Here is a 23,423-nt window from a genome sequence, read left to right as displayed (position 1 = left end):
TGAAATATGAGGATGTTCATGTTTGCGTCATACAAGTTCAAGAAACCAGTAGCTCGCTCTCTATCTATTGGAAGTTTAATTATCTTTTTACTTCTTACAGGAATATATTTGTATTTTCTTCATACAGGATCGGCAAAAGTATGGCTTGAATCCATTCGGCATCTCGGTGTTTTCGGGATATTGTTAGGTATTATGATTCAAACGGTTGTCAATGTAATACCTGTGCCTGGTGAATTTGTTTCTCTTTTTCTTATAGAAATATACGGTGCAGTTGCAGGTGGATTTTATTCATGGATTGGCGGGATTTTAGGAGCAGTCCTTGCGTATCATCTATCCAATTGGCTCGCTCGTCCAATCATTGAATCATTGACGAATCCTTACCTGATAAAAATAGATCGTTGGCTACAAAAACAAGGAGATACAGGGCTTTTGATTCTGCGTTTTGTGCCGTTGGTTCCTTATCATTTCATAAACTATACGGCAGGTATATTGGGAGTAAACAGAAGGGCTTTTATATGGACGACCGCCTTAGGGATATTGCCTTATACTATATCGGTAAGCAGCCTATTTGCAGGGGTGCGTTATGGAAGGTTCATTCCTTTTATACTTGGCGGCGGACTTTTTATCTTGTCTTTTATTCTAAGTATTGTCCTACGAAGAAACATGCAAGAACAGAAATTATAGAAAGGGGAGAGTGCAGGAAATGGTTAAGGTTATTTTACTGTTGTTGTTCTTACTAGCATTATACTGGCTTGTTCCATATATTCTTACTGCCGGTTTTGGTATCGGGGTATTAAAAAGGAAAGATTCTTCTGCAAAAATTGCGTTTACTTTTGATGACGGTCCCAATCCTATTTATACTCCGCAGCTATTGGACTTGTTAAAAATAAATAATATGAAAGCGACATTTTTTGTCGTTGGTTCTAAAGCGGAACAATACCCTGAGTTAATTGAAAGAATGCAAGCAGAGGGGCATTTAATAGGAATTCATAATTACGTGCACAAGTCCAACTGGATTATGGCTCCTTGGATGATAAGGAGGCATTTAAGGAAGAGTGCTTCAATCATTGAAAACATTACTGGGGAACGTCCCATCTATTACCGTCCGCCATGGGGATTATTAAACGTATTTGATTTTTTGCTAATGAAAAAGTATAAGATCATCCTATGGTCGGTAATGGCAGAGGATTGGAGCAGTAAAGGCGGCAGTGAAAAAATTAAAAAAAGACTATTACGGGATATGAAAAATGGGGATGTCATCCTCTTGCATGATTGTGGAAAAACCTTTGGAGCGGATGAAGATGCTCCTATGAATACCATTCATGCATTAAAAGATGTCTTTCAAGAACTATCAAGCCGAGGTATGTCTTGTGTAAGAATTGATGAATTATGAGATTAGACTGAATAGTGGACATGGATTACGATTACATGAGAAAAAAGAATGGTGCGGAAAGAAAAATTGCTGCATAGCTATCAAACTGTTTCGTTTTATAATAATCTTCAGGGGGGCGATGTTATGAGGAGAGGAATTTGTTTTGAAATTCCAAACGAATATGGCAGTTTGCTTGGAGAAGTGCTAAAGCCAATTGACATTACTGCTTTTAGTTGGCGAATTGGAGATGGCGAGTCATATATAGTAGAAAATGACCAATTAGGTAAAGAACTTTTCTCAGAAGATAGAGATATTATTTTTAGGTAGTGAACGATTTTAGATTACATAAAATCTTCATGTTATCCTAAATGATAGTTAAAAGGCATGAGTCCAGTTCAATACCGGACTCATGCACAAGAAGCTGCCATTTTAATATTTACTAAGAGAATCGCACCAACGATAGTTGAAACAAAAAAATTATTTACAACCGCAATTACACTTGTTCTGTTTAAAGTCGATTACCATACGACCTTGAATCTTACCTTGTTCCATGTCTTCGAATACATTTTGTACTTCATCTAGTGGGCAAGTTTGAACAACCGGAACTACTTTGCCTTCTGCACCGAACATAAATGCCTCTTCTAGGTCTATACGGGTACCAACTAGAGAACCAACTACTTCAATTCCGTCTAGTACAAGTCGTGGAATGTTTAAGTCCATCGTTTCTACTGGTAAACCGACCGCAACTACTTTACCGCAAGCACGTACTGCATCAACTGCTGAGTTGAAGGCTACTTTAGAAACCGCTGTTACGACAGCAGCATAAGCGCCGCCAAACGCCTCTTGAATAATCTTATCAGCAGGACCTTGTGTAATTGGATTGATAGTCATATCGGCACCAACCTCTTTAGCTAATGCTAATTTGTCGTCATTGATATCTACTGCAATTACCTTTGCACCAAATACATTTTTAGCATATTGGATAGCAAGGTTACCTAATCCACCACAACCGTAGATTACGATGGGTTGACCAGGTTTAATGCCTGATACTTTAATAGCTTTGTATGTAGTTACGCCTGCACATGTGATTGATGATGCTCCGGCAGGATCTAATCCTTCTGGTACTTTGACCGCATAATCAGCAGTAACGATACATTGTTCAGCCATGCCGCCATCTACTGAATAACCAGCATTCTTAACTTCACGACAGAATGTTTCTCTACCAGTTACGCAATACTCACAACGGCCACAAGATTGGAACATCCATGCGATACTTACACGATCACCAACTTTAAGTGAAGTAACATCATCAGCAATTTTAGTTACAATACCGATACCCTCATGACCAAGGATGCGGCCATCTGTGTCACCAAAATCATGATTCGCAACGTGTAAGTCAGTGTGACAAACTCCGCAATACTCTACATCTACTAATGCTTCCCCTGAGCGTAACGGACGCAATTCTTTGTCAATAACTTCAATGTTTGCTTTGCTGTTTTTATTAACCACTACTGCTTTCATATGTGATCTCCCCTTTAATGTGTTAGAGTTTTAATGAATTTATCTCACAACTTTTGTCCTCACTTATGGCCAATTATTGTACCAAATTCAAGTGTTTAATCATCATTACCGATTAATCGTAACATAAAATTTGGAAAGAAGATTATGAAATATCGAACAAATTTTGAAATATTATGTAAAGGGTCTTCGATGCTTTTAAAGAAAAAATCCGTTAGGGTTTTAGGTGGGGGTAGTTCAATTTAAGTATTGTCCTACGAAGAAAAATGCAAGAACAGAAATTATAGAAAGGGAAGAGTCCAGGAAATGGTTAAGGTTATTTTACTGGTGTTGTTCTTGCTAGCATTATATTGGCTTGTTCCGTATATTCTTACTGCCGGTGTTGGTATCGGGGTATTAAAAAGGAAAGATTCTTCTGCAAAAATTGCGTTTACTTTTGATGACGGTCCAAATCCTATTTATACTCCGCAGCTATTGGACTTGTTAAAAATAAATAATATGAAGGCGACATTTTCTGTCGTTGGTTCTAAGGCGGAACAATACCCTGAGTTAATTGAAAGAATACAAGCAGAGGGGCATTTAATAGGAATGTATAATTACGTGCACAAGTCCAACTGGATTATGGACCTTTGGATGATAAGGAGACATTTAAGGAAGAGTGCTTCAACCATTGAAAACATTACTGGGGAACGTTCCAGCTATTATCGTCCGCCATGGGGATGTTATTCTCTTGCGTGATTGTGGAAAAACCTTTGAAGTGGATGAAGATGCTCCGATGAATACCATTCATGCATTAAAAGATGTCTTTCAAGAACTATCAAGCCGAGGTATGTCTTGTGTAAGAATTGATGAGTTGTGATATTAGGCTAAATTCCATAAGTATTTGAATTTACAAGTATATAGGAATACAATATAACCATCATATGTACTCTATTTCTTGGAAAGAAGGCAGTAACATGAAAACCAAAATAAAGAAATCAATTGAAAATTTACAAGTAAAAACATTGAAAATAATGACAAATTCTGTTTCCTTCAAATCTATTATGCGCGGGGCTGGTATGACTTTTGTAATTATTTTTGGATCAGCTTGGGTTAAGCAATCTGCTTTATTTTCATTGAATTCTTTGATGATGGTATTCGGTTTCTTTTTACTCTTTATGCCATATATTCTTGATAATTCTAGAAAGATTAGATTATGATTTGATTTCTAATACTTAGCTATCGATTTGAAAACTTTATGATACCCCCAAATAAGAGTTTTGCACATTTTTAATGAAAAAGTGTAAATCTTCTTGTTTTGGGGTATAGGATTTTTTTAGGTTGATGGTGATGTGGCGGTATCCCAAGTATATAAACTTTTTAACATTAGTTTTACATTATGCTAGAATTTTTAACTTCCTTTTTATACCTAATTATTACTAATATAGCAGCTAAAGAATATAATAGTGCAAGTCCTGCGCCAAACTCTGTTGTTATATATCTTGATATTCCTTTACTTATTGTAATCTCATCAAATAAAGCTTGAACGAACAGATTATGGCTTGCGTGAAGTATAATTGTTGGCCATACGCTGTTTGATCTTACTCTTAGATAGTTTGCTATAAAAGTAACAGAAATCATGGAAAAAGCAAAGCATATTAGTACAAAAGGTTTTTCTACTTCACTACTATAGTCTGCAAACAATATGAGTGGACAATGGTAAAGATACCAAATTAATGCTGCAATCAAAGATGTCTTTAAAAAAGAGTTTTCTTTTAAAAGTTCAGGTACCATAAAACCTCGCCAGCCTATTTCCTCTCCCGCAGCAGACAAACAGCTATACATAACTCCTAAGGTTGCTAAAACTATCACTTGAAGTATGTTTGGCGACTTAACATCTGCTATACCGGTAATCCAAACAGCGGAATATACAATTAAGCAACTTGCTAAGGGTAAAAAATATCCAAAAGCTAAATATTTTAATTTTCCAGGTTTAAAACCAAAGCCCTTAATGTTCTTGTCATATATGAGTTTTGTGAGAAATGCTGCTATAGCTGGAGCCCACATAAGCTCAAATACATAACCCTCATTTCCTTTCAGGGTTCCTTTTGAAATTATTGCATAATATGAGTATCCAGTTAGTAATACGATTAATGTCAAATACGTGAAAATTTTTTTTGTACTTTTCGTCATAAATTTCCCTCTTTGTGCTTTTTTCGTCATAAAATGTATTCCCTTTCATACATCATATCACATCGCTCTCAACCTAACGTAAGTCTTTACCCCGCGTCCATCAAGTTAAGAAATCGGTTATTCTCCAAAACGAAAAAAGTGAGCGGAATCCTCATAAATAACTGTAAAATAATAAAATTTTCGTTTTGGGGACACTCCAAAATACTAGCTTGATAGCTATGGGGTACCGCCAACATTTTAACGAAAATATACGCTAAACCCTAAATCTCGTCCAGCTTGGCGTCTTTTCTTACTCTAAGCTGAAACGGTACGATCACCCATAAGCCGAGTATCAAATTCCATTAGACTGACTTGTTAAAAAAGCAGTGACGGACTAGGAACCCGAAAGACCTAGACTGCCGCTGCTTTTATTATGCTATCGTTCTCCGTTAGTAGAATCATGTGGGAGCAAATCTACGTGCTTAGAAATGAGAAACCCATCATGATTTAACGCGGATTGTTTCCTTTTTGCTGCTATGCTTTCCTGAACACGATAGCAGTGCCAAGCGCCTCGGCCGCCGGTACGAAGAGGTCGCCCGAGGTCGTCTCCGCTATCGGTAAACCATTCCCTTCGAGATAACTTCGGGTGTGGGAGATGTCGCTCACTGCTACCGCGTACCCGGCAAATCCCGGCAGCGGGGGTGCCATCTCTCCTGGGAGCAGTTCTGACAACTGCGATCCGGGAACGATTGTGATGCGAGCCCCTTCCAAGTTGAAGATGTGTGTCACTCCATCCGTCTGGGCCTCACGGTCCAAGTATCGGCCATATCGCCGAGTGAATTCGTCCAGCTCGGAATCTTCTACGCATAAGATTGATTCGACTAGATCCGTCGCCCCATTCGGATGGTTTGGAGGTATTTGCTCCTCTACTATGGCTGAGGACGAGTTTTCCGCTGCAGCCAGACGACCTTCGTGCACGTTGTCCTCGTCAATTTCCAAATAGCGCACGGGAATAAGTTGAATTCCCCCGGACATTTCAAGAGGTCGCTGCACGGTATTAACGCCGCCATGACTGATTCCACTCCGTTGGAAACGGTCAGCTGTCTGGTCGGCGTCCTCGGTGCCGAAACAAAGAATATGCGTTCCTTCATAACGGGACAGACATCTGGAGACAGTATCGACAGTGTGCTTGATTTTTCCGATTATTACTTGGAGCACATCCGGTGATGCCTGCAATGGAACGAGTTTTGCATTGAGCGGAATCCTCGCGCCTTTCTCGGCAACTGTTACGATTTCGATGAAGCTGCCTAAAAACTCGACATGCGAATTGGCTGCTCCGAACGGCTTCGGAGGTTCTCCTTCATTTTCGGCCATCGCCGGATAGGACGGCGGCGAACAGACAAATCCCAGTTTTCTGTACAGTTCGAGTGCAGCTTCCATATCGGAGACTACATGGCCGACGTGATGAATGAATTTGATTTCAGCATGCATCTGCATCCACTCTCCTTGAATTCAATAATTGTGACAAAAGAAAAGTTTATTTTAATTACATTGAACAATTTGGGGTAGAGATACATAGCCATCAAGCTAAAGTTTTATTGCACCCCCCAGAACGAAATTTTTAGGCTTTCTTGTAACGAAGAAGCTTATTTATCGTTTTGGGGGACTTGTTTTCTTAAGTTGATAGCAATGTGGTGGTACCACAATTTATAATCCTTTGTTTAGTTAATTATTCTTATTTTTAAGATTCTCGATGCTTCACATCTGCGGATACGCCTCCCGTTATGGGCTATGTCCTCCTCCAAAATCAATTAACCCCTTATATAATTCCTCTGTTTTATATTCTTTCGCGTATAGTATGTAGTCCACCAAAAAAGTACATTCTTTTCTTTAAGTACGACAGAAACTTTATTTATAATAACTTTATTGTCTGTTAACAAAAAATCTAATCAAAAGTCGTGTTAGAAATCCCAAATTTAGTTGCGGTCAAGTATATCTCCATGACATGTAAGAGAACTTAAAAGATATTCTTGAACAATAAATTAATTTAAAAATGAAAGTCGATATTCTCAAATGCGAGGGTATCGACTTTTATCATTCACCAATAGTTCCAAATTTGGGTATGATTCTTAAACAAGAAGGCATGTTTTTTATGAAAACTGTTATTAATATAAACAACAAAAAAGTTTTAAAAAGATACTTGAACCTAACACGGTGTCAGGTTGTATGGTAATTTTGCCGGCAAAATTACTTCGTACGAAATGAGGGGTTAATTCTGAATAAAAAAACTTGGAAAGTTGGAGAATTAGCTAAACAAACTGGACTTACGGTACGGATGCTCCATCATTATGACAAAATTGGATTGTTTTCTCCTTCGCAGTCTTCTGATAAGGGATATAGGATTTACACTGAAACAGATATTACCAAGCTACAACAAATTATGTCACTTAAGCAGTTAGGTTTTGCTTTGGGTGAGATTAAAGAAATGATAGAAAATCCAAATTTAAATCCTGTCGAAGTTATAAAAGTACAGTTAGAAAGTGTAAAAGAGTACATTCGAATACACGAGCAATTATGCAGTCGGTTGGAAAGAATATACGAGCTGCTTAATAGTCAGCAAGAAGTGGGCGCAGAGCAATTTATAAATTTAATTGAGGTGATAAATATGAGTAAAGAAAAATATTTTACCCAAGAGCAACAGGAAAAGATGTTCAAACAAATGGGACTAGAGGAAAGAAAGCAATGTGTAAGTGAATGGACTAAAATAACTGCAAAGATCCGAATGGAATATGAGAAAGGAACACCACCTGAAAATCTAGACGTAACTCAACTAGCAAAACAATGGAATGAATACCTCAATAAGTTGACTTTTAGGGATCCTGAGATATCCAAAGCAGCTGAACGTTATTATAAAGAGAATCCTGAAGTAGGAGAGAAATTAGGGATAGATAAGATTGATAAACAGCTTTCTGACTACATTAAGAATGCTATGCCACACAGTTAAATTCATCTTTATTATTACAGAAAAAGTCGTAAGAAATTGTATAACTACGACTTTTTCTTTTTAAGCAATCGAACGAGATTATTGAATAATCTTTTAGACTTAAACAACTTTAAAGAGCAATACCACAGTTCGTAAGTAGTATTGCTCTTGGTTTTTCACATCAAAATTAAAAGACATGATGATCTGTATATAAAAGAAACCTATTTAAGAATCGCGCTCAAAGGCCCAAATAAAAATAAGATAGCTAATACAAAAAGAATACACACGCTTCAAAGTACTAACTTTTTCACTTAATCAGCTCCTTTTTATTCCCTAAGATTTGTATTTATGTTATTTAACCTCGGCTTTAAGAAAACTCCAAAGTCCAGCTATACTAAATACTACAAATGTAATAATAACTGCAATATAAAAATCTTGGAGAGATTGAGTGAATCCCAATTGATTCTCAGGAGTCATTGCATAAACAGGTTGAGACCATGGATAGTATTTTCCATACTTTGAACTGGAGATGAAGATATTAGGCATTCCAAAGGCAAAATTTATTGCTAAAGGAAGCACAAAATTTTTCCATTGGGTAGATAGCCATAGTTGCATTGCAATTAATGGTAATGTAGCTAGCCATCCTCTCAAGAATAAGCCTAATAGATCGAAAAAGGGGAAAGTCCCTGTGACCCCCATTATATTACCTATTATGAAAAGGTAGGTGAAAAGAACGATATTTGTTATCCCCACTAGAGACCAAGCCCAAATCATTTTTGAAAGGTAAATGTCTTTTTTAGAAATCGGAAAAGTCAGAAGTTGTTTCCATCCCCCATCAACATGTTCGAAGCGACATAGCAAGGCAACAAACACACTAGAAAGGGTAGGACATAAAACCATACCATATAAAAATTCCACTTGCGTCCAAGTGCCCCCACTTTTTTTAAAATGGACATTCGATTTTGGTTGAGCTCTTGATTAAATATTTTTACTTCCCCATTTGTGGGACGAATCAGTCCAAGCAACATACGGATGGTGGTTGTTTTCCCGGCACCATTCGGTCCTAAAAAACCATAAATTTCTCCTTGTTTTACCTCCATATTCAATTGATCTACAAGCGTTTGATTTTTATATTTTTTGGTCAAATCTTTTGTCTTGATAATATATGAACTCACTTCATCACCCCATAATTTTTAGGTAGTGAACGATTTCAGATTATATAAAATCATCATGTTATCCTAAATGATATTTAAAAAGCTAAATCCATACATCGAAGCAACCGCAAAAATGACTGTCCATACTGCTAGACTGACCGTCATCCAACTTATGACGTGTGTCCGGGAAGACCCGAATGTTAAAGCTAATACGGCCGCAATATCGGTCCCTACAAGAATTGGAGCGAGCAAGGCCAAACCTGGAATACCATATCGTTCCCATATTCTTCTTGATCGAGTTTCTTTTTTCGAAGGTGCTGTTATACCTTTTTTTAACCTTCTTGCTGCTTGCCATCTGGCAAACTGTTTAAAGAAAAAGCCTAGTAGTAGAACTAAAATAAGATTTCCTGCAAATGCTGTTACTCCTACTGCAAATGGGTGTAACCCCCATGCGATACCAAGTGGTACAACGATTGATACATCCATCCATGGGGCAAAAGCTAATAGAAATAACACTGCATATTGCCATAATGCACCCGCATTTTGAGCCCACTCCAACATATTGTTTCATCCCCTTTTTTCTTTAGATTAAATACGATTTAAAATAAGAATAGTAGTTAACCAATAGACAATGTATTGACCTGCACCTAGTACACCAATACACAGTAATGGAACAAAATGATGTTGAGAAAAGAGGAAGCAGATCCCTGCCGTTACTGGAAGTGCAATGCTATAGTAAATATACACATTTCGGCAAGCCTTATAGGTTACCCACTGCTGCCCTTCATCTATTTCACGAAATTCGGATGGTATAAAGCCAAATAATCTAATCTTATCATCAGGATTCTTTCTGTTATAAAACTCTGTAAGAATGAACCATAAAAAAGTAACCGTCGCTAAAATCCCAAAACATAATCTAGCTAAAACGACCTGTGTACTCATAAGAGAAAATAGTAAAAACGCAATAACCAACACAAATATACTCGCCCCTATAAGCGGAGATCTTAAAACCTGCTTCACCATAATCATTCCTTTCCCTTTAAATAAAAAACATCTTCTACGGTAACTTGAAACGCAGCGGCTATTTTTAACGCCATAGTGACAGAGGGGGAATAATCTCCTTTTTCAATTAACCCGATTGTCTGTCTTGTCGCGCCAATTGCATCGGCTAAGTCTTGCTGAGTCCATTTAAAACGTGCCCGTAATTCTCTTACTCTGTTTTCCAACATTTTGATTTTCCTTCCTTTATTTTCTATTACCATCATTGTAAAAGATTGGTTACAAAATGTAAACAATCATTTGCATTTTGTAATGAATAATTGCTAAAGAAAACATAAATAAAACCATTTATAACTAAAATGACGTTGTTTAATTTATATGGTTTTTAAAGATAGCGAGCGGTCTGTACCTTTATAAATACAAAAGCAAACGACTTGATCTTATCCAAGTGATTTGCTTTCATAAAAAAGATAAATATTTTCATATCAAAATAGAATTCTGTAAGATCATAGGTCTTTCTTTGTGTTTTTGATTGTCACATATATTTTTGTAAAAAGAGAAGTTTAGTTAAAGCGTGATATTTACAGTAGCTTGAAAAAAATTGCCTTCACGTTTTAAATAAAATTTTAATTTGTAAGCGCAAGCAATGCTATCTATGTAACTACCACGTAGGAAATATACGTATAGGATGTTACATTATGCTAATATTTAAATGAAAAGGGGGATTCTAAATGAAAGATATAGAGTTATATATTCCAGAGCAATTAGAAAACTATAAAGAGGATATTTTAAAATCATTAAAACCAACACTAAAAATGACAGGTAAAGTAGGGGCTACAGAGTTATGGGAGAGTAAAATTGGTGGAGATCCTTATTTGCTAATTGGTGAGGAACTCCCTAAAAACGAACAAGGAAAGACATTGCGTTTGCTGGCACAAATCAATTTTGAAGATGTGCCGCATATCAATAACATGCCGACAAAGGGCATCTTGCAATTCTTTGTAGATACTACAGATGATTTAGTTGGGGCGGATTTCGATAATCCTACATCACAAGAAGGGTTTAGAGTTATATATCATCAAGATATTATAAAAGACAAAAGTAAATTGATTACTGAGTTTAACTATAATATTGAGGAGCATGATGAGGAGTTCATTCCTCCTTTGGAAGCGAAACTTGTATTTGAAGAAAGATTACAGCCAGTTACAACTTGTGATTACCGATTCGGCAGTGAGTTCCTTGTGGGTTTTGAGGAAGAAAAAGAGGTACAAGACGGTGATAGAACGATTGAGTTAAGGAGTTTATACGTTGAACATATGAGTAATATAGGACATAGGATTGGTGGGTATCCGTTCTTTACACAGTATGACCCACGAGAAGAGGGTAGCAAATATGATACGCTGCTTTTACAGATTGATACAGATGATGATTTAGGAATTATGTGGGGAGATTCAGGTGTTGCAAACTTTTTTATTAATAGAGACGACTTAGCTCGGTTAGATTTTTCAGATGTGTTATACAATTGGGATTGTTTCTAAGGATGGGAGAGTACGTTTGACGAGATCGTGCGTATTTTTAATACTTAATTTTGATATTACTAGATGAGAAAAATATATTGGAAATTCAATTAGAATATGGAGTGAATCGTTTGTTTACGATAGAAAATTACACAAGTTCTTTAAAAAAGGGTCTTGAAGAACATTCCGATGATCTGATTCGAAATATAAAAGAGACAATTCATTTTAATTATTATAAGGGGATAGATTTATTAGATTTCACAGCTTTTGTTCAGGGATTTGGAATGTCCATTGTCATGTTTTCCATGGATGGAGGAGCAAGTGAAGTTTTTTATGAAGGAAGTGATAGCAGTATTTTTTCAGGTAGTCACGATTTGATAGATGATGTAGAATATTACAAATTCCCTGATGACAAATCAGATGAATTTTGGGAGTTTTATGATCAAGATGATGGGGAATTATCTAAAATTGAAACAGAAGCTATTGTGGAATGGTTTGCTGCGTGTTGGAATAAAGCAGGTGGCCCAAGCGTTAAAATGCCTGTCTACTTTAGTTTTCATGATTATGATCCATGCTTTGATTTACATAATAGTAAATGGATTACTGATGGAGACAAATGGTTCGATTAAACCATAGAACTTAGTAGGGTTATTTGTAGTATGTTCTTTACATAAAGTGGGTATAATTCTGTCAATCTACTGCTATCTTTTTATCTCAGATTTCGGTTGTATGGAATGATTTTTTCTGAGTATGTAGAAACCTAAAAAAGTCCCTTTAGATCAATATAAAGGGACTTTGCTCACACAAATGATCTGTACAACAATTCATGTTGAAGGTAAAGTAAAAGAACCCTACACAAAACAGGATTCTTTTACCGGTTATTCTGCTGGTAAATGATTTCACCACAGAAATGGAGTCTGGACCACTTGATTCTTGTTTTTATGCTATAACAGAAAAATAGAATTGCACCATACATATATGTATGAGGAATAAACCTTTATTTACAACTTCTATTGTCAATTGGCTTTCTGATTATTTTTCGGCTTCCTTACCAAACAAACCACGCTAATAATAAGTAAAATCAGAGGGATTCCTTGAATCATAAAGAATCCAATGGAAAATTCAGCAAGGCCGCTTCCAGGAGCATCGGTGGCCATTGTACCAAGGAACATTGCAGCAGGAAACGCACATATATTCAATATTAAACTAGCACAAAGAAAAAATATTTTCCAAAACACTAAAATAATCCCCCTAGTAAACGAAATGAAGTAATATATATATTTATAATATCATATACGAAGAGAAAGGTATGAATTTTCAAACAGTTATTCCTTGTACATCAACAATGTCAACAAACTTAAAAGTAATTTTATTATAAAACGCGTCTGTACATATTACAGAGTTGTTCAAAGGATCTATGCTAATTACAGTTATATAGCTTGTAAGTAGGTGACCATCTTCATAATAAGTAATTAATATTTCTTCCTCTGAAAGGAATGAGCATAATAACTTGTTTTCAATTTTCTCTTTCACATTTTTTGTTAATACTGGTCGTGGCACCTTCGTTTTTTCCTCAATAATTTTTCGGATTCCAGTAAATTGTTCTGGTATTGCAGAAAACGGATTCCATTTTACCATTCCTCTATCTTTTGGCATATTTATGTTATTCATGTTTTATTTCCTCCTAATCATGTGTTTCTATCATGTTGTGTAGTCCCTTGTATGTAACTTATACCTCTCATAATCGAATCTTTACCATACTTATGATGGATGCCATCTATTGTTTTTGCTAATTTTGTTATGTAATTCGAACATCTTATATATCTTTCTATGGTCGGAGTGGCGGCTCACATAATTGATCCTTGTCTATTCACATCACCGACAACGGCTAGTTGATCGAGTCCTATTTTGACGCAGGACACAATGGTGTAAAAACTTCGTAAGGTAACGGTTTGGTAATCACTCCTACGAATCGGAACGTTCGTTCTTATTATATACGAACTTATGTTCTTTTAGAAGAGGGATTTCATTTATTTTCCGCTTGACGATACATAAAAGTAGACTTAACCATTATGAATGGAGAATTTATCCCGCATTAACGGGCAGTAATACTCCCGCCTCAAAATTCAGCGGAAGCATTGTCCAGCTCTAGCGGCTAGAATCTCCGGTCGTTTCGCCCCCTCGGACGAGGCAAAACGCGCCTCGGCCGAGGGGGCGTGGGCGCCCTGCGATTCTGAGCAAGCCGCTTCCGCTTTCCTTAAGAAGTTAGGTGGGAGATAAACTGCCCGTAAAAGCCCGATTGGTGAGGGCTGATAATCAGTGGGGGGATGAAAAAAACCCCCACTGATTAAAGTTTCACTTTATACGCTATTGTATCGATGGGGCAAAGTGTAGATTCTCACTCGCTAGTATTGAGGAAATGCTTACTATGATACCTAATGAGCGGTATCGAAGTTTGTTATAGCTAGACAGAATACATGATTTTCGTGGTATGACGAAAGAAGAGCAAGGTGCGGTTAATAACGATGTAGTGCGACCTTTCATATATCGACTAGATACTTCCTTCATTTCATTCTTGAAAGAAGTATCGTAATCATGAATGAAAGTAACAATAAACCATACTATAAAACCATCTTTCTAGTGAAAGATGGTTTTATAATGAACACTACTTTTTAGCTTTCGAATCAAATATAGAAAGAGGGCAAAACGTTACTTCATATTCTATTCCTACAAGAAATCACAATGTGCGATCCAATTATTTGTTTTGCTATTTTTAGCAAAGTAAATTCCGCCGCCGTGAATAATTCCAAACTTTGCTTTTGGATCGTCTGTTATTTGAAAAATAAATTCATAATCCGCGGGCCATTGGATACCAGATTGCGCAAAGCAAGCATAGCCTCCTAATTTGTGTATGTAATAATTTTCTTCAAAAATATCCTCGTAGTAGTCAATCTCAATTGTGTTTTCAAGTTCAAAAATTCTATCTTGCATGTTGTTGGGAAAATCTTCCGTATCCCATTGTGGAAACTCATCAGTTACTAATCTTGGTATTAAAGGAAAAGGTTTTAGATTTGGAAACGTAAGTGACATTTCATTCGGTACTAATTCCTCTAAAGAATCATATTCTCTAATACAAAAATTTCCTGATAAGTTGGACAAATCTTTAGCAAAGTTTGGCGAAAGAAATACTGCGATGGCCTTCATATCTTTTACTGCTTCTGGAACAAAAGGGACCTGAGTTAAATTAAGCATCATGATCGCATACATTTTGTCTTGATAGCGGTCGATTGGGTAAGTTTCATTTGGTAATGAATAGGGAATCTTTCCAATCCAACTTTCGTTTATAGATAAATCGGGTCTTTTTCCACCTGTTTGAAATATAGTTGCTCTTTTTCTTAGGATATTCTTTATATGATCTATTTCCAAAGTATTTCTCCTCCTAAATATATATTTCGTTTTCTCTTTATTTTAATGGTAATTATATTGTAACAATAATGTATGTTTTTGTTATAACGATTCTTTTGAAAGGTGTTGTTAAGCAGCAATTTTAGGTTTTTCTTTGTGGTTTTACAATTCACGTATGATTTGATAAGTCATTTGTATAGCAACAGATGATCTAATAGTTTCGTATTCTTGGTATAGTGGTGACCCCTCTTTGGGTATTGATGTATTAAAATGAAGCTATTCACATTAACAGTATTCTTTTTCCCCCTGTGCATTGTGTAAGGACTTTTTCATAAAGAAAAGACACTCATTAGAGTGTCTTTCAAAATTAATATTTTAGGCTAAAATTTGTAGTTGAAATAGAACCGATATTGTAATTATCATTGTAATCTATTGAAGCTGTGAATTTCTTACTTTCATCATTTTCGATATGACCAGTTATAAAAATAGTTTCTATATCATTAGAAGGGAATCTATAATCAGTAATAGCTACATCTAAATTTTCTTTCTCTTTAAAATAATTAATAGTTGTTTTTTTTGCTTTTTCTACGATTTTTTGTTCTTCGTTTTTTTGCTTTTTGTCCATATTGCATCCTACTAATATGATTAATAAGAAAATTATACTCAAAGGTAATAAGATTTTTTTGATTCAACTTTTCCTTATGCATCGTGTGGAATTATTATTTTAAATGTAAATTTTTACTTGTAGAGATTGAACCTATTGCATACTTATCGCCACCGTATTCTATGATTATGCTAAATTTTTTATCTTTATCGTCTTTAACATATCCAGATATAAAAATACCTTGTAAATCACTTGGACCAAATTTATAATCAGTGATTACTACATCTAAGTCTTGTCGTTTTTTAAAGTATTGGATAGTTCTTTCTTTAGCTCGGTCAACTATTTTTTGTTCTTCATTTTTTTTATCGTTATTCATACTACATCCTCCTACAAATATTAGTGTAAAGATTATGATTAGTCCTAAACAATGTTTTTTCAATCATCATCCCCCCATTAGTGTTATTCTATATTTAGAATATATTAAATTTTCTAGCGGTGGTACTGCCGATAAAACGTGGATATTATACGCTAAGGCATTTTGGGGGAGATAAGCCTATAAAGAAAAGACACTCTAAAGAGTGTCTAATGACTTAGTGTTTTAATTCTAGATTTTTAGAGTATGATTTAGAAGTTACTCTATAATCCCCATTTGCATATTCTACATCCACTGTAAACGATTTGCTTTCATCATTTTTAACATGTCCTTTTATAAAAACAGTTTGAAAATCACTCGGAGCAAATTGGTATCCAATAATTACTACATCTAGATTTTCTTTTTCTTTAAAATATTTAATGGCTGTTTCGTTGGATTTTTCTACTATTTTTTGTTCTTCATTTTTTTTATCATTACTCATACTACATCTCGCTATAAATATTAGTGTAAAGATTATGATTAGTCCTAAACAATATTTTTTCAATTATCATCCCCCCATTAATGTTATTCTATATTTAGAATATATTAAATTTTATGGTTTTTGTACTGCTGACGAAACGTGGATATTATACGCTAAGGCATTTTGTGGAGGATAAGCCTATAAAGAAAAGACACTCTTATGAGTGCCTAACTAATCATCGTTTTAGTTCGAAGTTTTTAGTTGTTGAGATGGAACCAATGTGATATTTATTAGCGTATTCAACTGATGCAGTAAATTCTTTAGTTTTATCATCTGTTACATAACCGGATATGAAGATAGTATGAAAATCTTTTGGACCAAATTCATGTTCAGTAATTGTTACGTCTATCTCTTCTGTCTTTTTAAAATATTGAATAGTCTCTTCTTTTGCTTTTTCTACGATTTGTTGCTCCTTTTTTGCTTTATCAGTATTCATACTGCATCCCCCTACAAATATTAGTGTAAAGGCTACTATTAGTCCTAAATAATATTTTTTCAATCATCATCCCTCCATTAGTGTTGTTCTATATTTAGAATATATTAAATTTTCTGGTGGTGGTACTTCCGATAAAATGTGGATATTATACGCTAAGGCATTTTGTGGGAGATAAGCCTATAAAGAAAAGACACTCTAGTGAGTGTCTAATGATTTAGTTCTTTAATTTCAAATTTTCGGAACGTGACATGGAACCTATTCTATATTTCCCACCACCATATTCTACATCTGCAGTAAAGCTTTTACTTTTGTCATCTTTAACATGCCCATATATAAAAACAGTTTGAAAATCCTTTGGGGCGAAATCATATCCAGTAATTATCACGTCTAAGTCTTGTTTTTCTTTAAAATAATTAATAGTTGTTTCTTTTGCTTTATCCACTATTTGTTGTTCTTTATTTTTTTGATTCATATTGCATCCACATAAAATGATTAAAATTAATGTAGAAAACAAATAAGAATGTATTGTTTTCATTTTTATCATTTTAGTCATCGTAACTTATGCTTTCAACTCTATAATTATCTCTGTAATTTATATCTGCAGTAACTTTACGATTTTGGTTACCTGTTTCATAACCAGATACAAAAATAACCCCAAAATCTGAAGGCCCAAATTTTACTTTTGTCACTGTAATATCTAAGTTTTTAGTCTCTTTAAAGTATTGGATAGCTACCTCTTTTGCTTTATCTACGATTTGTTGCTCCTCTTTTGCTTTATCATTATTCATACTGCATTCCCCTACAAATATTAGTGTAAAGATTATGATTAGTCCTAAACAATATTTTTTCAATCATCATCCCCCATTAGTATTATTTTATATTTAGAATATATTGAATTTTCCGGCGTGGTACTTCCGACAAAACGTGGATATTATACGCTAAGGCATTTTGTGGGAGATAAGCCTCTAAAGAAAAGACACTCTAAAGGGTACAGTTCAGAGTGTCTAACCTCTTATTTTTTTAATTTTAGATTTTCAGAGTATGATCTAGAACTTATGTTATACTCTCCACCTCCATATTCTACACCTACTCCAAACTTTTTACTTTCATCACCTTTAACATGTCCATCTATAAAAACAGTTTGAAAATCATTTGGAGCGAATTCATAACCAGTAATTACCACATCTAGATCTTCTCTTTCTTTAAAATATTTAATGGTTACCTCTTTTGCTTTATCTACGATTTGTTGCTCCTCTTTTGCTTTATCATTATTCATACTGCATCCCCCTACAAATATTAGTGTAAAGATTATGATTAGTCCTAAACAATATTTTTTCAATCATCATCCCCCCCATTAGTGTTATTCTATATTTAGAATATATTAAATTTTCTGGGAGGGGAAATGTTTTGAATGAAAATAATAAAGTTTTAGATTCAAGTTATTATCAGATGTCAAGATATGCTTACCGTAGTGACGAGAAGTTAGGAGAAAGTGTTGATATTACAGACAATAAAGGTAATCCTGTACAAACATGGAAAGTAAATAAGGACATGACCTTTCATGACAAACAAACAGGAATGGATGCTGTTGTCTTTGAAAGAGAAGTAAATGGAAAAACACAAGTAATGGTGGCTTTCCGAGGTACAGAGGGAGATACAATATTTGAGAAAAATTCTTTAGGGCTTCCAATTAAGCCAGGAGAAGGAATGAAGGACGCTAAAGCAGATGGTAATCATTTTATTTTACGTAATGGCGTTCATGATCCAGCTCCACCCCCAACCCCAGGATCTGAAGGTAATCATCCGGAGAAATACTGGAATGAAGAGAATAAACGGTGGGAATATCATAATCAATTTGAGCAAGCTGAAAGAGTAATGAAGCAAGTAATGGAAAAATATAAAGGAGAAGATGTAGAGGTATATACTACAGGCCACTCTTTAGGTGGAGCGTTAGCCGAGTATGTCGCAGCATTTAATGAAAGTGTGAGATGTTTGTCGTGGAATGCACCAAGCGCAAAGCATTTACTTCCACCAGATTTGCAAGAAAGAGCGAATAATGGAGAGTTTAGAGGAAGAATTAAGGGTGCTGTTCATGGCTCAGATTCTATTGGTTATGGGCCATTTGGACCTTATGACGGTCATATTGGTTCTACATATGCTGTATCACCACCTCCGTCTAAAGAAGTTTTAGCTGCTTTAAAAAACATGCCATTATCACAGCAGATTCTTTTTGGAGCGCTAAAGTTTACTGATTCTATTTCGGGACCTGGATATCATTATCAAAAAGATAAGAATTTTCATTTTGGAAATGATGGAATTTTATCAAATGCATATCTTATGGATCTAGACACAGGAAAAATGGTGTCTGATTCTCCTGGTACATTACTAGGTGGTGGAGAAATTCGTGTAGTAGTAGAACATTTAGAAGAAGCTGTTAAACGTATGAAACACAATGCACAAGAATTTCAAGATCGAGTACCAAGATTAATTTCCAATATGATGACTTTATTAGAAACAGCTGAGAGTAGACGTCTAGAAGCAAAGGTAACGGATATACGGGCTCATGTAGAACATTTAAGTTTTTGGTACATAAGAACAGCGACAGAGATTTCAAATTTTATTGAAGAGAAATTAAATGCTTATAAAGAAGCAGATGGACAAAAATAGGGGGGATGTATAATGCCAAGGATATATTTAAATGAAGAAGCGTTAAATCAAGCATTACAACAATTTGAACATATGATTGAAGATTTACATCATAATAAAAGTGTAGTGAGTGATATTCACGATTTACTTCTAGCAAGTTGGTCGCAACTTGGCGTGGGGAAGAAGGCGATTAGTGATTTAGAAGATTTCAGAAAAAATATTGGAGAAAGAATGGAAGAATTGAAATCTGATAAACATGAATTAAAGAGTGCAATTGATTTAATTAAGGCATTAGATCAGAGTTATGATTATATGGGTCCTAAATATTAAAAAGCACTCGTTAGGAGTATCGCCATCAAGTTAAGAAATCAGTGTTCCTCAAAACAAAAAATAAGCTAAACTCTCATAAATATCCACCTTGTTTTTGGGTAAAATGGTGAAGGCTGGGGTGAAGTGAAGCGAAGCGAAGGGCTAGCCCTTTCAAACTACTGAAAACATTGAATTCATGCCAAATCTCCTGATATCCTCAAAATACACAACAAAAGTATACTTTCAAAACACTATAAATAAAGAAGATATTGAATCATGATTCAATATCTTCTTTATTTTAACTATTATATAAAAAGTCTATCCTAAAACAGTCTTAATAATTAAAAATAGAAAAATATAAACTGTAAATCCTCTCAAAATCCAAACCATCATTCTTTTTACTTTTGTTTTGGGAGATAATAATCCAAAAAACATTGTTCCTAATAACCCAAACGGTATTGATACCAAAATAACTCGATTCATTACACCATATCCAAATCTAAATCCATTTACTAAACAAATAAAAGAAAAAATTGATACTAATAAACATGCTAATGAAATATAGCCCCAAATTTGCTTCATCTAGCTTCCCTTTTAATTCATTTCGAAATACATTTCGATTTTATCATTGAATACTCATTACTTCTCGATACCAGCATCAAAATCTTTTTTATTTATACAAGATTTTATGCAAAAAAAGAATAGCGAGGATTCCCAGGATCCGCGCTATATCAACCATGTATAAAATCTTGCATATCGATTTTACATAGAAAAGAAGAAAAAATCTCATAAAAACAAGGATTCTAGTAAATCCTTGCTACCGATAATATTACGTTATGTTAACCTCACATGTATAGGATATACAATATACTTTTATCTATTTGGCTATGTTAAATAGCGTTGTTGATACTTTCCGTTCTCTGTCGAAGAAACTTATGATAAACTCAAATTATCAATTTTTACCAAATTAACATGTGTTATTCCACTAATGGATAGAGGGGGTTATGAGATGAAGGAAAATTTAAAGGTAGCATGGATACTTTCCTGGTTTGCCCTTTTAGGTCAGTTGGTATTTTTTATAGGAGTATCGTTACTCAATGAAGATTGGCGGTATGTAATGTGGAGTTTTATGGTCAGTATGATTGTAGGAGTTCCAAGTATAATTCGCACTTATAAGTCCCAAAAAATTGCTGATACAAAAAGGTAGAAGGCTCAGTTACACCTATCCTTCTATTATATCAGCTAAGGAGTTCCCTCCAGTCTAATACTTTATTCTATAATCTAAAACACTTTTTTAATTAAACAACTAGAGAATTTCTTAAATTAAACAAGCAGCTAAAAGGATCTTCAAATGGAAGATCCTTTTTCAGTCCCTATAATGATGTGTTATGTCAACCTTATATGTATAGGATATACATAATAAAAGAATGTATTTGTTTTATATAAATTCCCTTTTGAGCAGGGTTATATTATAAAAAACAAGAAATAGTGCTTAAAGTAGAAAGGAATGGGGAGATTTGATGAAATTAAGGTTATCTTTCATTGCCTTATCTGTAATACTTAGTGTTGCATGCGTATTCTTTGTACAAAAAAAGGATGTCATTTTTCAAGAAGGAAATCCGATACCACTGGCAATTGCTATGTCAAAGATGGTACTTGCAGATAAAAATATAATGGAAGTGCAAACAGCTGATATTACCCATCCTTATTTAGTAAAACGAGGAGAGCTAGATCCTTATATTGAAATGAAAGAGAAAAACGGATGGGAATTTATAAGTAGAGATATATACGGAAATTCTTTAACTTTTCAAAAAGGAAATACAACAGAAAGTATTCCTTACAGATATTTCACACGATATTATACAATCATTAATTTCCAATATTAGTAGATGTATTTACTTCCAATAACGATCATTATGTCAATCAGCTGTCCATATGGGCGGCTGATTGTATTTTTTGCTTAGCGTGGTTTTTTTCCAAAATGCTGGCATACCCTTTTTTGAAGAACAATTAATTTCTTAAGTTGATGGGCATGCTCGTTAGGAGTGTTTTTGTATTCAAATCAGTATTTTGTTAATCCAAAAATAAAGTTTTCTCACTATGCGTATCTGGTTGATCGATAGTAAGATGTATTTGATTACTCAGTTCTTCATTTCCTTACTCCTTGCACATTGTGTGGGGATTTTTTGTAAAGAAAATACACAATTTGAGGTGTCTCTTTGTGGTTTTACAATTGATTCAAGTGAATATAAAAGAACACCAGCTATAGTACCAACTTGGTGTTCTTACTGCAACAATTTCTATCGTCTTTAATTGGCTTTTTGATCATGAGACAAATGCACTTCAATGTAAAAGGTGCTGAAAAGAGCTTAAATAGTGTCTCAAAACGCATCTTTAAATCAAATCCTCAATTCAGCTCGTGTTATGGAGTTTCGAGAATCCCTTAGCGTATAAAAACGTTAAAATGTGCGTCCTACCCCTTATTGAATGGAGGAATTAATTACAGCACAAACAAAAAAAGCCGCATTTGCGACTCATGAACTTATAGAACTAACGCATGCGTTAGTTGAATTACTTACCGTTTAATCGCATCAACAATTAACGATGGAAAACCAAGTTTATCTCCTTGATTTCTAGAATCATACCTTTTTGAACGGAAAATAACACCATCGTTCGCGTCCCATTCGTTGTAATAAAATTGCCCATTTTCATCACAATATTCAAGTAAAACTACTTCAAATCCAGCAGTTTCAAACATTTTAGTTAATGTTTTATAATTATAAACTATTTTATGGCTTGCAGCTGCATGGTCTTTAGGTCCAGGTCCGCCTACTTGAACTATATTTTGGTAGGTTTCATCTGGGAAAAATGCATCAGGGACGCCACAACGAATATGACCTGATGGTTTTAAAAACTTATAACAAATTTTAGCTGCTTTTACACCTTCTTCAAAAGTAAGATGTTCCCATACATGCTCAGCTAAAATAGCTGAAATGGAATTATATTCAAATCTTTCTTCCCAGGTAGTTTCAGCTAATAAGTTAAGTTCATCTTCTTGAGTTTGAATCCAACCTGGATTATTGTTAAATGCTCCAGCTCCAACTACTACTTTAATTTCGTCTTGTTTTATTACCATCACTTTCACCTCATAAGAAATTTAATTCATTGAATATTTTCTATGTTTACTATAAGTTTTCCTTCTTCAACTAAACTGCCAGTTAGTTCAATAATAAAATTAACAAAACTCTTTAATAGGTGTCTTTTCATAGAAAACCCCCACATGTAGTATGTAAGGAGATGATCTCATGGGTTATTTACAAATTATAGGTGGGGAATATTTGACGCTTACATTTCAAATTAACAATAGGAAAAATTCAAAAAAGGTATGTTGATAATATGTATATTTATCATAATTAAGAGCACATTATATACGAAT

General features: G+C 34.7%; 33 protein-coding genes and 1 pseudogene. 13 read left to right on the top strand and 21 right to left on the bottom strand.

Annotated elements, in window-relative coordinates; translation table 11 throughout:
- The first annotated feature begins 18 nt into the window (after positions 1–18).
- The 3 genes from MR076_RS10295 (at position 19) to MR076_RS10285 (ending at position 1,699) form a co-directional block, all read left to right on the top strand.
- The gene (locus MR076_RS10295; RefSeq protein WP_242220339.1) at positions 19–684 is read left to right on the top strand and encodes a TVP38/TMEM64 family protein; all 666 of its coding nucleotides are present in this window, start codon (positions 19–21) and stop codon (positions 682–684) included.
- A gap of 19 nt (positions 685–703) precedes the next feature.
- Positions 704–1,393: a polysaccharide deacetylase family protein gene (locus MR076_RS10290; RefSeq protein ID WP_242220336.1), complete on the top strand. Its 690-nt coding sequence runs from the start codon at positions 704–706 to the stop codon at positions 1,391–1,393.
- Positions 1,394–1,516: 123 nt separating this feature from the next.
- A complete protein-coding gene (locus MR076_RS10285; RefSeq protein ID WP_396021688.1) occupies positions 1,517–1,699 on the top strand; it encodes a DUF2691 family protein in 183 nt (60 codons plus the stop codon).
- 150 nt (positions 1,700–1,849) lie between these two features.
- Here MR076_RS10285 and adhP read toward each other — a convergent pair whose 3' ends face one another.
- Positions 1,850–2,893, bottom strand: a complete 1,044-nt coding sequence (gene adhP, locus MR076_RS10280) for an alcohol dehydrogenase AdhP (RefSeq protein ID WP_242220334.1) — start codon at positions 2,891–2,893, stop codon at positions 1,850–1,852.
- A gap of 303 nt (positions 2,894–3,196) precedes the next feature.
- Between adhP and MR076_RS10275 the strand changes: the two genes are divergently transcribed.
- From MR076_RS10275 to MR076_RS10270, 3 genes are all read left to right on the top strand, one after another.
- A complete protein-coding gene (locus MR076_RS10275; RefSeq protein ID WP_313897321.1) occupies positions 3,197–3,628 on the top strand; it encodes a polysaccharide deacetylase family protein in 432 nt (143 codons plus the stop codon).
- Positions 3,621–3,749: a hypothetical protein gene (locus MR076_RS26560; RefSeq protein ID WP_313897320.1), complete on the top strand. Its 129-nt coding sequence runs from the start codon at positions 3,621–3,623 to the stop codon at positions 3,747–3,749. The genes MR076_RS10275 and MR076_RS26560 overlap by 8 nt, the downstream gene beginning before the upstream one ends.
- A gap of 97 nt (positions 3,750–3,846) precedes the next feature.
- Positions 3,847–4,089 (top strand): hypothetical protein, encoded by a 243-nt coding sequence (locus MR076_RS10270; RefSeq protein WP_242220331.1) that lies wholly within the window; start codon positions 3,847–3,849, stop codon positions 4,087–4,089.
- A gap of 172 nt (positions 4,090–4,261) precedes the next feature.
- On the opposite strand, the gene MR076_RS10265 is transcribed toward MR076_RS10270, so the two are convergent.
- Positions 4,262–5,092, bottom strand: a complete 831-nt coding sequence (locus tag MR076_RS10265; RefSeq protein WP_242220328.1) for a CPBP family intramembrane glutamic endopeptidase — start codon at positions 5,090–5,092, stop codon at positions 4,262–4,264.
- Positions 5,093–5,575: 483 nt separating this feature from the next.
- The gene (locus MR076_RS10260) at positions 5,576–6,532 is read right to left on the bottom strand and encodes a VOC family protein (protein WP_242220325.1); all 957 of its coding nucleotides are present in this window, start codon (positions 6,530–6,532) and stop codon (positions 5,576–5,578) included.
- An 844-nt stretch (positions 6,533–7,376) separates the two neighbouring features.
- Here MR076_RS10260 and MR076_RS10255 point away from each other — a divergent pair.
- Entirely contained in the window at positions 7,377–8,045 is a 669-nt protein-coding gene (locus tag MR076_RS10255; RefSeq protein ID WP_242220322.1) for a MerR family transcriptional regulator, read from the top strand.
- Between the two features lie 330 nt (positions 8,046–8,375).
- Here the strand turns inward: MR076_RS10255 and MR076_RS10250 are convergent, their stop codons facing one another.
- The 5 genes from MR076_RS10250 to MR076_RS10230 form a co-directional block, all read right to left on the bottom strand.
- A complete protein-coding gene (locus MR076_RS10250; protein ID WP_242220409.1) occupies positions 8,376–8,924 on the bottom strand; it encodes an ABC transporter permease in 549 nt (182 codons plus the stop codon).
- On the bottom strand, positions 8,837–9,199 hold the full coding sequence (locus tag MR076_RS10245) for an ATP-binding cassette domain-containing protein (RefSeq protein WP_396021687.1): 363 nt from the start codon (positions 9,197–9,199) through the stop codon (positions 8,837–8,839). The genes MR076_RS10250 and MR076_RS10245 overlap by 88 nt, the downstream gene beginning before the upstream one ends.
- Positions 9,200–9,262: 63 nt before the next feature.
- The gene (locus MR076_RS10240; protein ID WP_242220319.1) at positions 9,263–9,739 is read right to left on the bottom strand and encodes a small multi-drug export protein; all 477 of its coding nucleotides are present in this window, start codon (positions 9,737–9,739) and stop codon (positions 9,263–9,265) included.
- Between the two features lie 27 nt (positions 9,740–9,766).
- Positions 9,767–10,201 carry a hypothetical protein gene (locus MR076_RS10235; RefSeq protein ID WP_242220316.1) on the bottom strand — a complete coding sequence of 145 codons (435 nt, stop codon included), beginning with the start codon at positions 10,199–10,201 and terminating at the stop codon, positions 9,767–9,769.
- A gap of 2 nt (positions 10,202–10,203) precedes the next feature.
- Complete coding sequence (locus MR076_RS10230) at positions 10,204–10,407, bottom strand: helix-turn-helix transcriptional regulator (RefSeq protein WP_242220314.1); 204 nt, start codon at positions 10,405–10,407, stop codon at positions 10,204–10,206.
- A gap of 501 nt (positions 10,408–10,908) precedes the next feature.
- On the opposite strand from MR076_RS10230, the gene MR076_RS10225 reads away from it, so the two are divergent.
- Positions 10,909–11,715, top strand: a complete 807-nt coding sequence (locus MR076_RS10225) for a YwqG family protein (RefSeq protein ID WP_242220311.1) — start codon at positions 10,909–10,911, stop codon at positions 11,713–11,715.
- Positions 11,716–11,825: 110 nt separating this feature from the next.
- Complete coding sequence (locus MR076_RS10220) at positions 11,826–12,323, top strand: hypothetical protein (protein ID WP_242220407.1); 498 nt, start codon at positions 11,826–11,828, stop codon at positions 12,321–12,323.
- A gap of 387 nt (positions 12,324–12,710) precedes the next feature.
- Here MR076_RS10220 and MR076_RS10215 read toward each other — a convergent pair whose 3' ends face one another.
- The 11 genes and pseudogenes from MR076_RS10215 to MR076_RS10170 all read right to left on the bottom strand — a co-directional run bounded on the left by MR076_RS10215 (position 12,711) and on the right by MR076_RS10170 (position 18,371).
- Positions 12,711–12,932 (bottom strand): hypothetical protein, encoded by a 222-nt coding sequence (locus tag MR076_RS10215; protein WP_242220308.1) that lies wholly within the window; start codon positions 12,930–12,932, stop codon positions 12,711–12,713.
- A gap of 79 nt (positions 12,933–13,011) precedes the next feature.
- Positions 13,012–13,365, bottom strand: coding sequence for a YolD-like family protein (locus tag MR076_RS10210; protein ID WP_242220305.1), 354 nt, complete (start codon positions 13,363–13,365; stop codon positions 13,012–13,014).
- 116 nt (positions 13,366–13,481) lie between these two features.
- A pseudogene (locus tag MR076_RS26795) lies at positions 13,482–13,685 on the bottom strand (hypothetical protein); the annotation flags it as partial.
- A gap of 736 nt (positions 13,686–14,421) precedes the next feature.
- Positions 14,422–15,120, bottom strand: a complete 699-nt coding sequence (locus MR076_RS10205) for a DUF1963 domain-containing protein (protein WP_242220302.1) — start codon at positions 15,118–15,120, stop codon at positions 14,422–14,424.
- Positions 15,121–15,466: 346 nt separating this feature from the next.
- Entirely contained in the window at positions 15,467–15,787 is a 321-nt protein-coding gene (locus tag MR076_RS10200; protein ID WP_242220405.1) for a DUF1433 domain-containing protein, read from the bottom strand.
- 31 nt (positions 15,788–15,818) lie between these two features.
- A complete protein-coding gene (locus MR076_RS10195) occupies positions 15,819–16,142 on the bottom strand; it encodes a hypothetical protein (RefSeq protein ID WP_242220299.1) in 324 nt (107 codons plus the stop codon).
- A 151-nt stretch (positions 16,143–16,293) separates the two neighbouring features.
- On the bottom strand, positions 16,294–16,620 hold the full coding sequence (locus MR076_RS10190; RefSeq protein WP_242220297.1) for a hypothetical protein: 327 nt from the start codon (positions 16,618–16,620) through the stop codon (positions 16,294–16,296).
- 151 nt (positions 16,621–16,771) lie between these two features.
- Positions 16,772–17,032 carry a DUF1433 domain-containing protein gene (locus MR076_RS10185; protein WP_396021686.1) on the bottom strand — a complete coding sequence of 87 codons (261 nt, stop codon included), beginning with the start codon at positions 17,030–17,032 and terminating at the stop codon, positions 16,772–16,774.
- A gap of 214 nt (positions 17,033–17,246) precedes the next feature.
- The gene (locus tag MR076_RS10180) at positions 17,247–17,567 is read right to left on the bottom strand and encodes a hypothetical protein (RefSeq protein WP_242220403.1); all 321 of its coding nucleotides are present in this window, start codon (positions 17,565–17,567) and stop codon (positions 17,247–17,249) included.
- Positions 17,568–17,577: 10 nt separating this feature from the next.
- Positions 17,578–17,820, bottom strand: coding sequence for a hypothetical protein (locus MR076_RS10175; RefSeq protein ID WP_313897319.1), 243 nt, complete (start codon positions 17,818–17,820; stop codon positions 17,578–17,580).
- Positions 17,821–18,044: 224 nt separating this feature from the next.
- Positions 18,045–18,371 (bottom strand): hypothetical protein, encoded by a 327-nt coding sequence (locus MR076_RS10170; protein WP_242220290.1) that lies wholly within the window; start codon positions 18,369–18,371, stop codon positions 18,045–18,047.
- 68 nt (positions 18,372–18,439) lie between these two features.
- On the opposite strand from MR076_RS10170, the gene MR076_RS10165 reads away from it, so the two are divergent.
- Both MR076_RS10165 and MR076_RS10160 read left to right on the top strand, forming a co-directional pair.
- Positions 18,440–19,699 carry a lipase family protein gene (locus MR076_RS10165; RefSeq protein ID WP_242220288.1) on the top strand — a complete coding sequence of 420 codons (1,260 nt, stop codon included), beginning with the start codon at positions 18,440–18,442 and terminating at the stop codon, positions 19,697–19,699.
- Between the two features lie 12 nt (positions 19,700–19,711).
- On the top strand, positions 19,712–20,008 hold the full coding sequence (locus MR076_RS10160; protein WP_242220285.1) for a hypothetical protein: 297 nt from the start codon (positions 19,712–19,714) through the stop codon (positions 20,006–20,008).
- 297 nt (positions 20,009–20,305) lie between these two features.
- Here MR076_RS10160 and MR076_RS10155 read toward each other — a convergent pair whose 3' ends face one another.
- A complete protein-coding gene (locus tag MR076_RS10155) occupies positions 20,306–20,569 on the bottom strand; it encodes a hypothetical protein (RefSeq protein ID WP_242220282.1) in 264 nt (87 codons plus the stop codon).
- A gap of 427 nt (positions 20,570–20,996) precedes the next feature.
- On the opposite strand from MR076_RS10155, the gene MR076_RS10150 reads away from it, so the two are divergent.
- Both MR076_RS10150 and MR076_RS10145 read left to right on the top strand, forming a co-directional pair.
- Positions 20,997–21,194 (top strand): hypothetical protein, encoded by a 198-nt coding sequence (locus tag MR076_RS10150; RefSeq protein ID WP_242220281.1) that lies wholly within the window; start codon positions 20,997–20,999, stop codon positions 21,192–21,194.
- Positions 21,195–21,507: 313 nt separating this feature from the next.
- Positions 21,508–21,873, top strand: a complete 366-nt coding sequence (locus MR076_RS10145; RefSeq protein ID WP_242220279.1) for a hypothetical protein — start codon at positions 21,508–21,510, stop codon at positions 21,871–21,873.
- A 689-nt stretch (positions 21,874–22,562) separates the two neighbouring features.
- On the opposite strand, the gene MR076_RS10140 is transcribed toward MR076_RS10145, so the two are convergent.
- On the bottom strand, positions 22,563–23,123 hold the full coding sequence (locus MR076_RS10140; RefSeq protein WP_242220277.1) for a class I SAM-dependent methyltransferase: 561 nt from the start codon (positions 23,121–23,123) through the stop codon (positions 22,563–22,565).
- Positions 23,124–23,423: the final 300 nt, after the last annotated feature.

The organism is Bacillus cereus group sp. BfR-BA-01380 (genome assembly GCF_022663535.1).
GTDB classification, from domain to species: domain Bacteria; phylum Bacillota; class Bacilli; order Bacillales; family Bacillaceae_G; genus Bacillus_A; species Bacillus_A cereus_BB.
This window is presented reverse-complemented; position numbering and strand designations above follow the sequence as displayed.

Coding starts and splice junctions, on each gene's coding strand:
- MR076_RS10295 (WP_242220339.1), top strand. CDS start 19: ATGTTTGCGTCATACAAGTTCAAGAAACCAGTAGCTCGCTCTCTATCT.
- MR076_RS10290 (WP_242220336.1), top strand. CDS start 704: ATGGTTAAGGTTATTTTACTGTTGTTGTTCTTACTAGCATTATACTGG.
- MR076_RS10285 (WP_396021688.1), top strand. CDS start 1,517: ATGAGGAGAGGAATTTGTTTTGAAATTCCAAACGAATATGGCAGTTTG.
- adhP (WP_242220334.1), bottom strand. CDS start 2,893: ATGAAAGCAGTAGTGGTTAATAAAAACAGCAAAGCAAACATTGAAGTT.
- MR076_RS10275 (WP_313897321.1), top strand. CDS start 3,197: ATGGTTAAGGTTATTTTACTGGTGTTGTTCTTGCTAGCATTATATTGG.
- MR076_RS10270 (WP_242220331.1), top strand. CDS start 3,847: ATGAAAACCAAAATAAAGAAATCAATTGAAAATTTACAAGTAAAAACA.
- MR076_RS10265 (WP_242220328.1), bottom strand. CDS start 5,092: ATGACGAAAAAAGCACAAAGAGGGAAATTTATGACGAAAAGTACAAAA.
- MR076_RS10260 (WP_242220325.1), bottom strand. CDS start 6,532: ATGCATGCTGAAATCAAATTCATTCATCACGTCGGCCATGTAGTCTCC.
- MR076_RS10255 (WP_242220322.1), top strand. CDS start 7,377: ATGCTCCATCATTATGACAAAATTGGATTGTTTTCTCCTTCGCAGTCT.
- MR076_RS10250 (WP_242220409.1), bottom strand. CDS start 8,924: ATGGTTTTATGTCCTACCCTTTCTAGTGTGTTTGTTGCCTTGCTATGT.
- MR076_RS10240 (WP_242220319.1), bottom strand. CDS start 9,739: ATGTTGGAGTGGGCTCAAAATGCGGGTGCATTATGGCAATATGCAGTG.
- MR076_RS10235 (WP_242220316.1), bottom strand. CDS start 10,201: ATGGTGAAGCAGGTTTTAAGATCTCCGCTTATAGGGGCGAGTATATTT.
- MR076_RS10230 (WP_242220314.1), bottom strand. CDS start 10,407: ATGTTGGAAAACAGAGTAAGAGAATTACGGGCACGTTTTAAATGGACT.
- MR076_RS10225 (WP_242220311.1), top strand. CDS start 10,909: ATGAAAGATATAGAGTTATATATTCCAGAGCAATTAGAAAACTATAAA.
- MR076_RS10210 (WP_242220305.1), bottom strand. CDS start 13,365: ATGAATAACATAAATATGCCAAAAGATAGAGGAATGGTAAAATGGAAT.
- MR076_RS10185 (WP_396021686.1), bottom strand. CDS start 17,032: ATGAATACTGATAAAGCAAAAAAGGAGCAACAAATCGTAGAAAAAGCA.
- MR076_RS10180 (WP_242220403.1), bottom strand. CDS start 17,567: ATGAAAACAATACATTCTTATTTGTTTTCTACATTAATTTTAATCATT.
- MR076_RS10175 (WP_313897319.1), bottom strand. CDS start 17,820: ATGAATAATGATAAAGCAAAAGAGGAGCAACAAATCGTAGATAAAGCA.
- MR076_RS10160 (WP_242220285.1), top strand. CDS start 19,712: ATGCCAAGGATATATTTAAATGAAGAAGCGTTAAATCAAGCATTACAA.
- MR076_RS10155 (WP_242220282.1), bottom strand. CDS start 20,569: ATGAAGCAAATTTGGGGCTATATTTCATTAGCATGTTTATTAGTATCA.
- MR076_RS10150 (WP_242220281.1), top strand. CDS start 20,997: ATGAAGGAAAATTTAAAGGTAGCATGGATACTTTCCTGGTTTGCCCTT.
- MR076_RS10145 (WP_242220279.1), top strand. CDS start 21,508: ATGAAATTAAGGTTATCTTTCATTGCCTTATCTGTAATACTTAGTGTT.
- MR076_RS10140 (WP_242220277.1), bottom strand. CDS start 23,123: ATGGTAATAAAACAAGACGAAATTAAAGTAGTAGTTGGAGCTGGAGCA.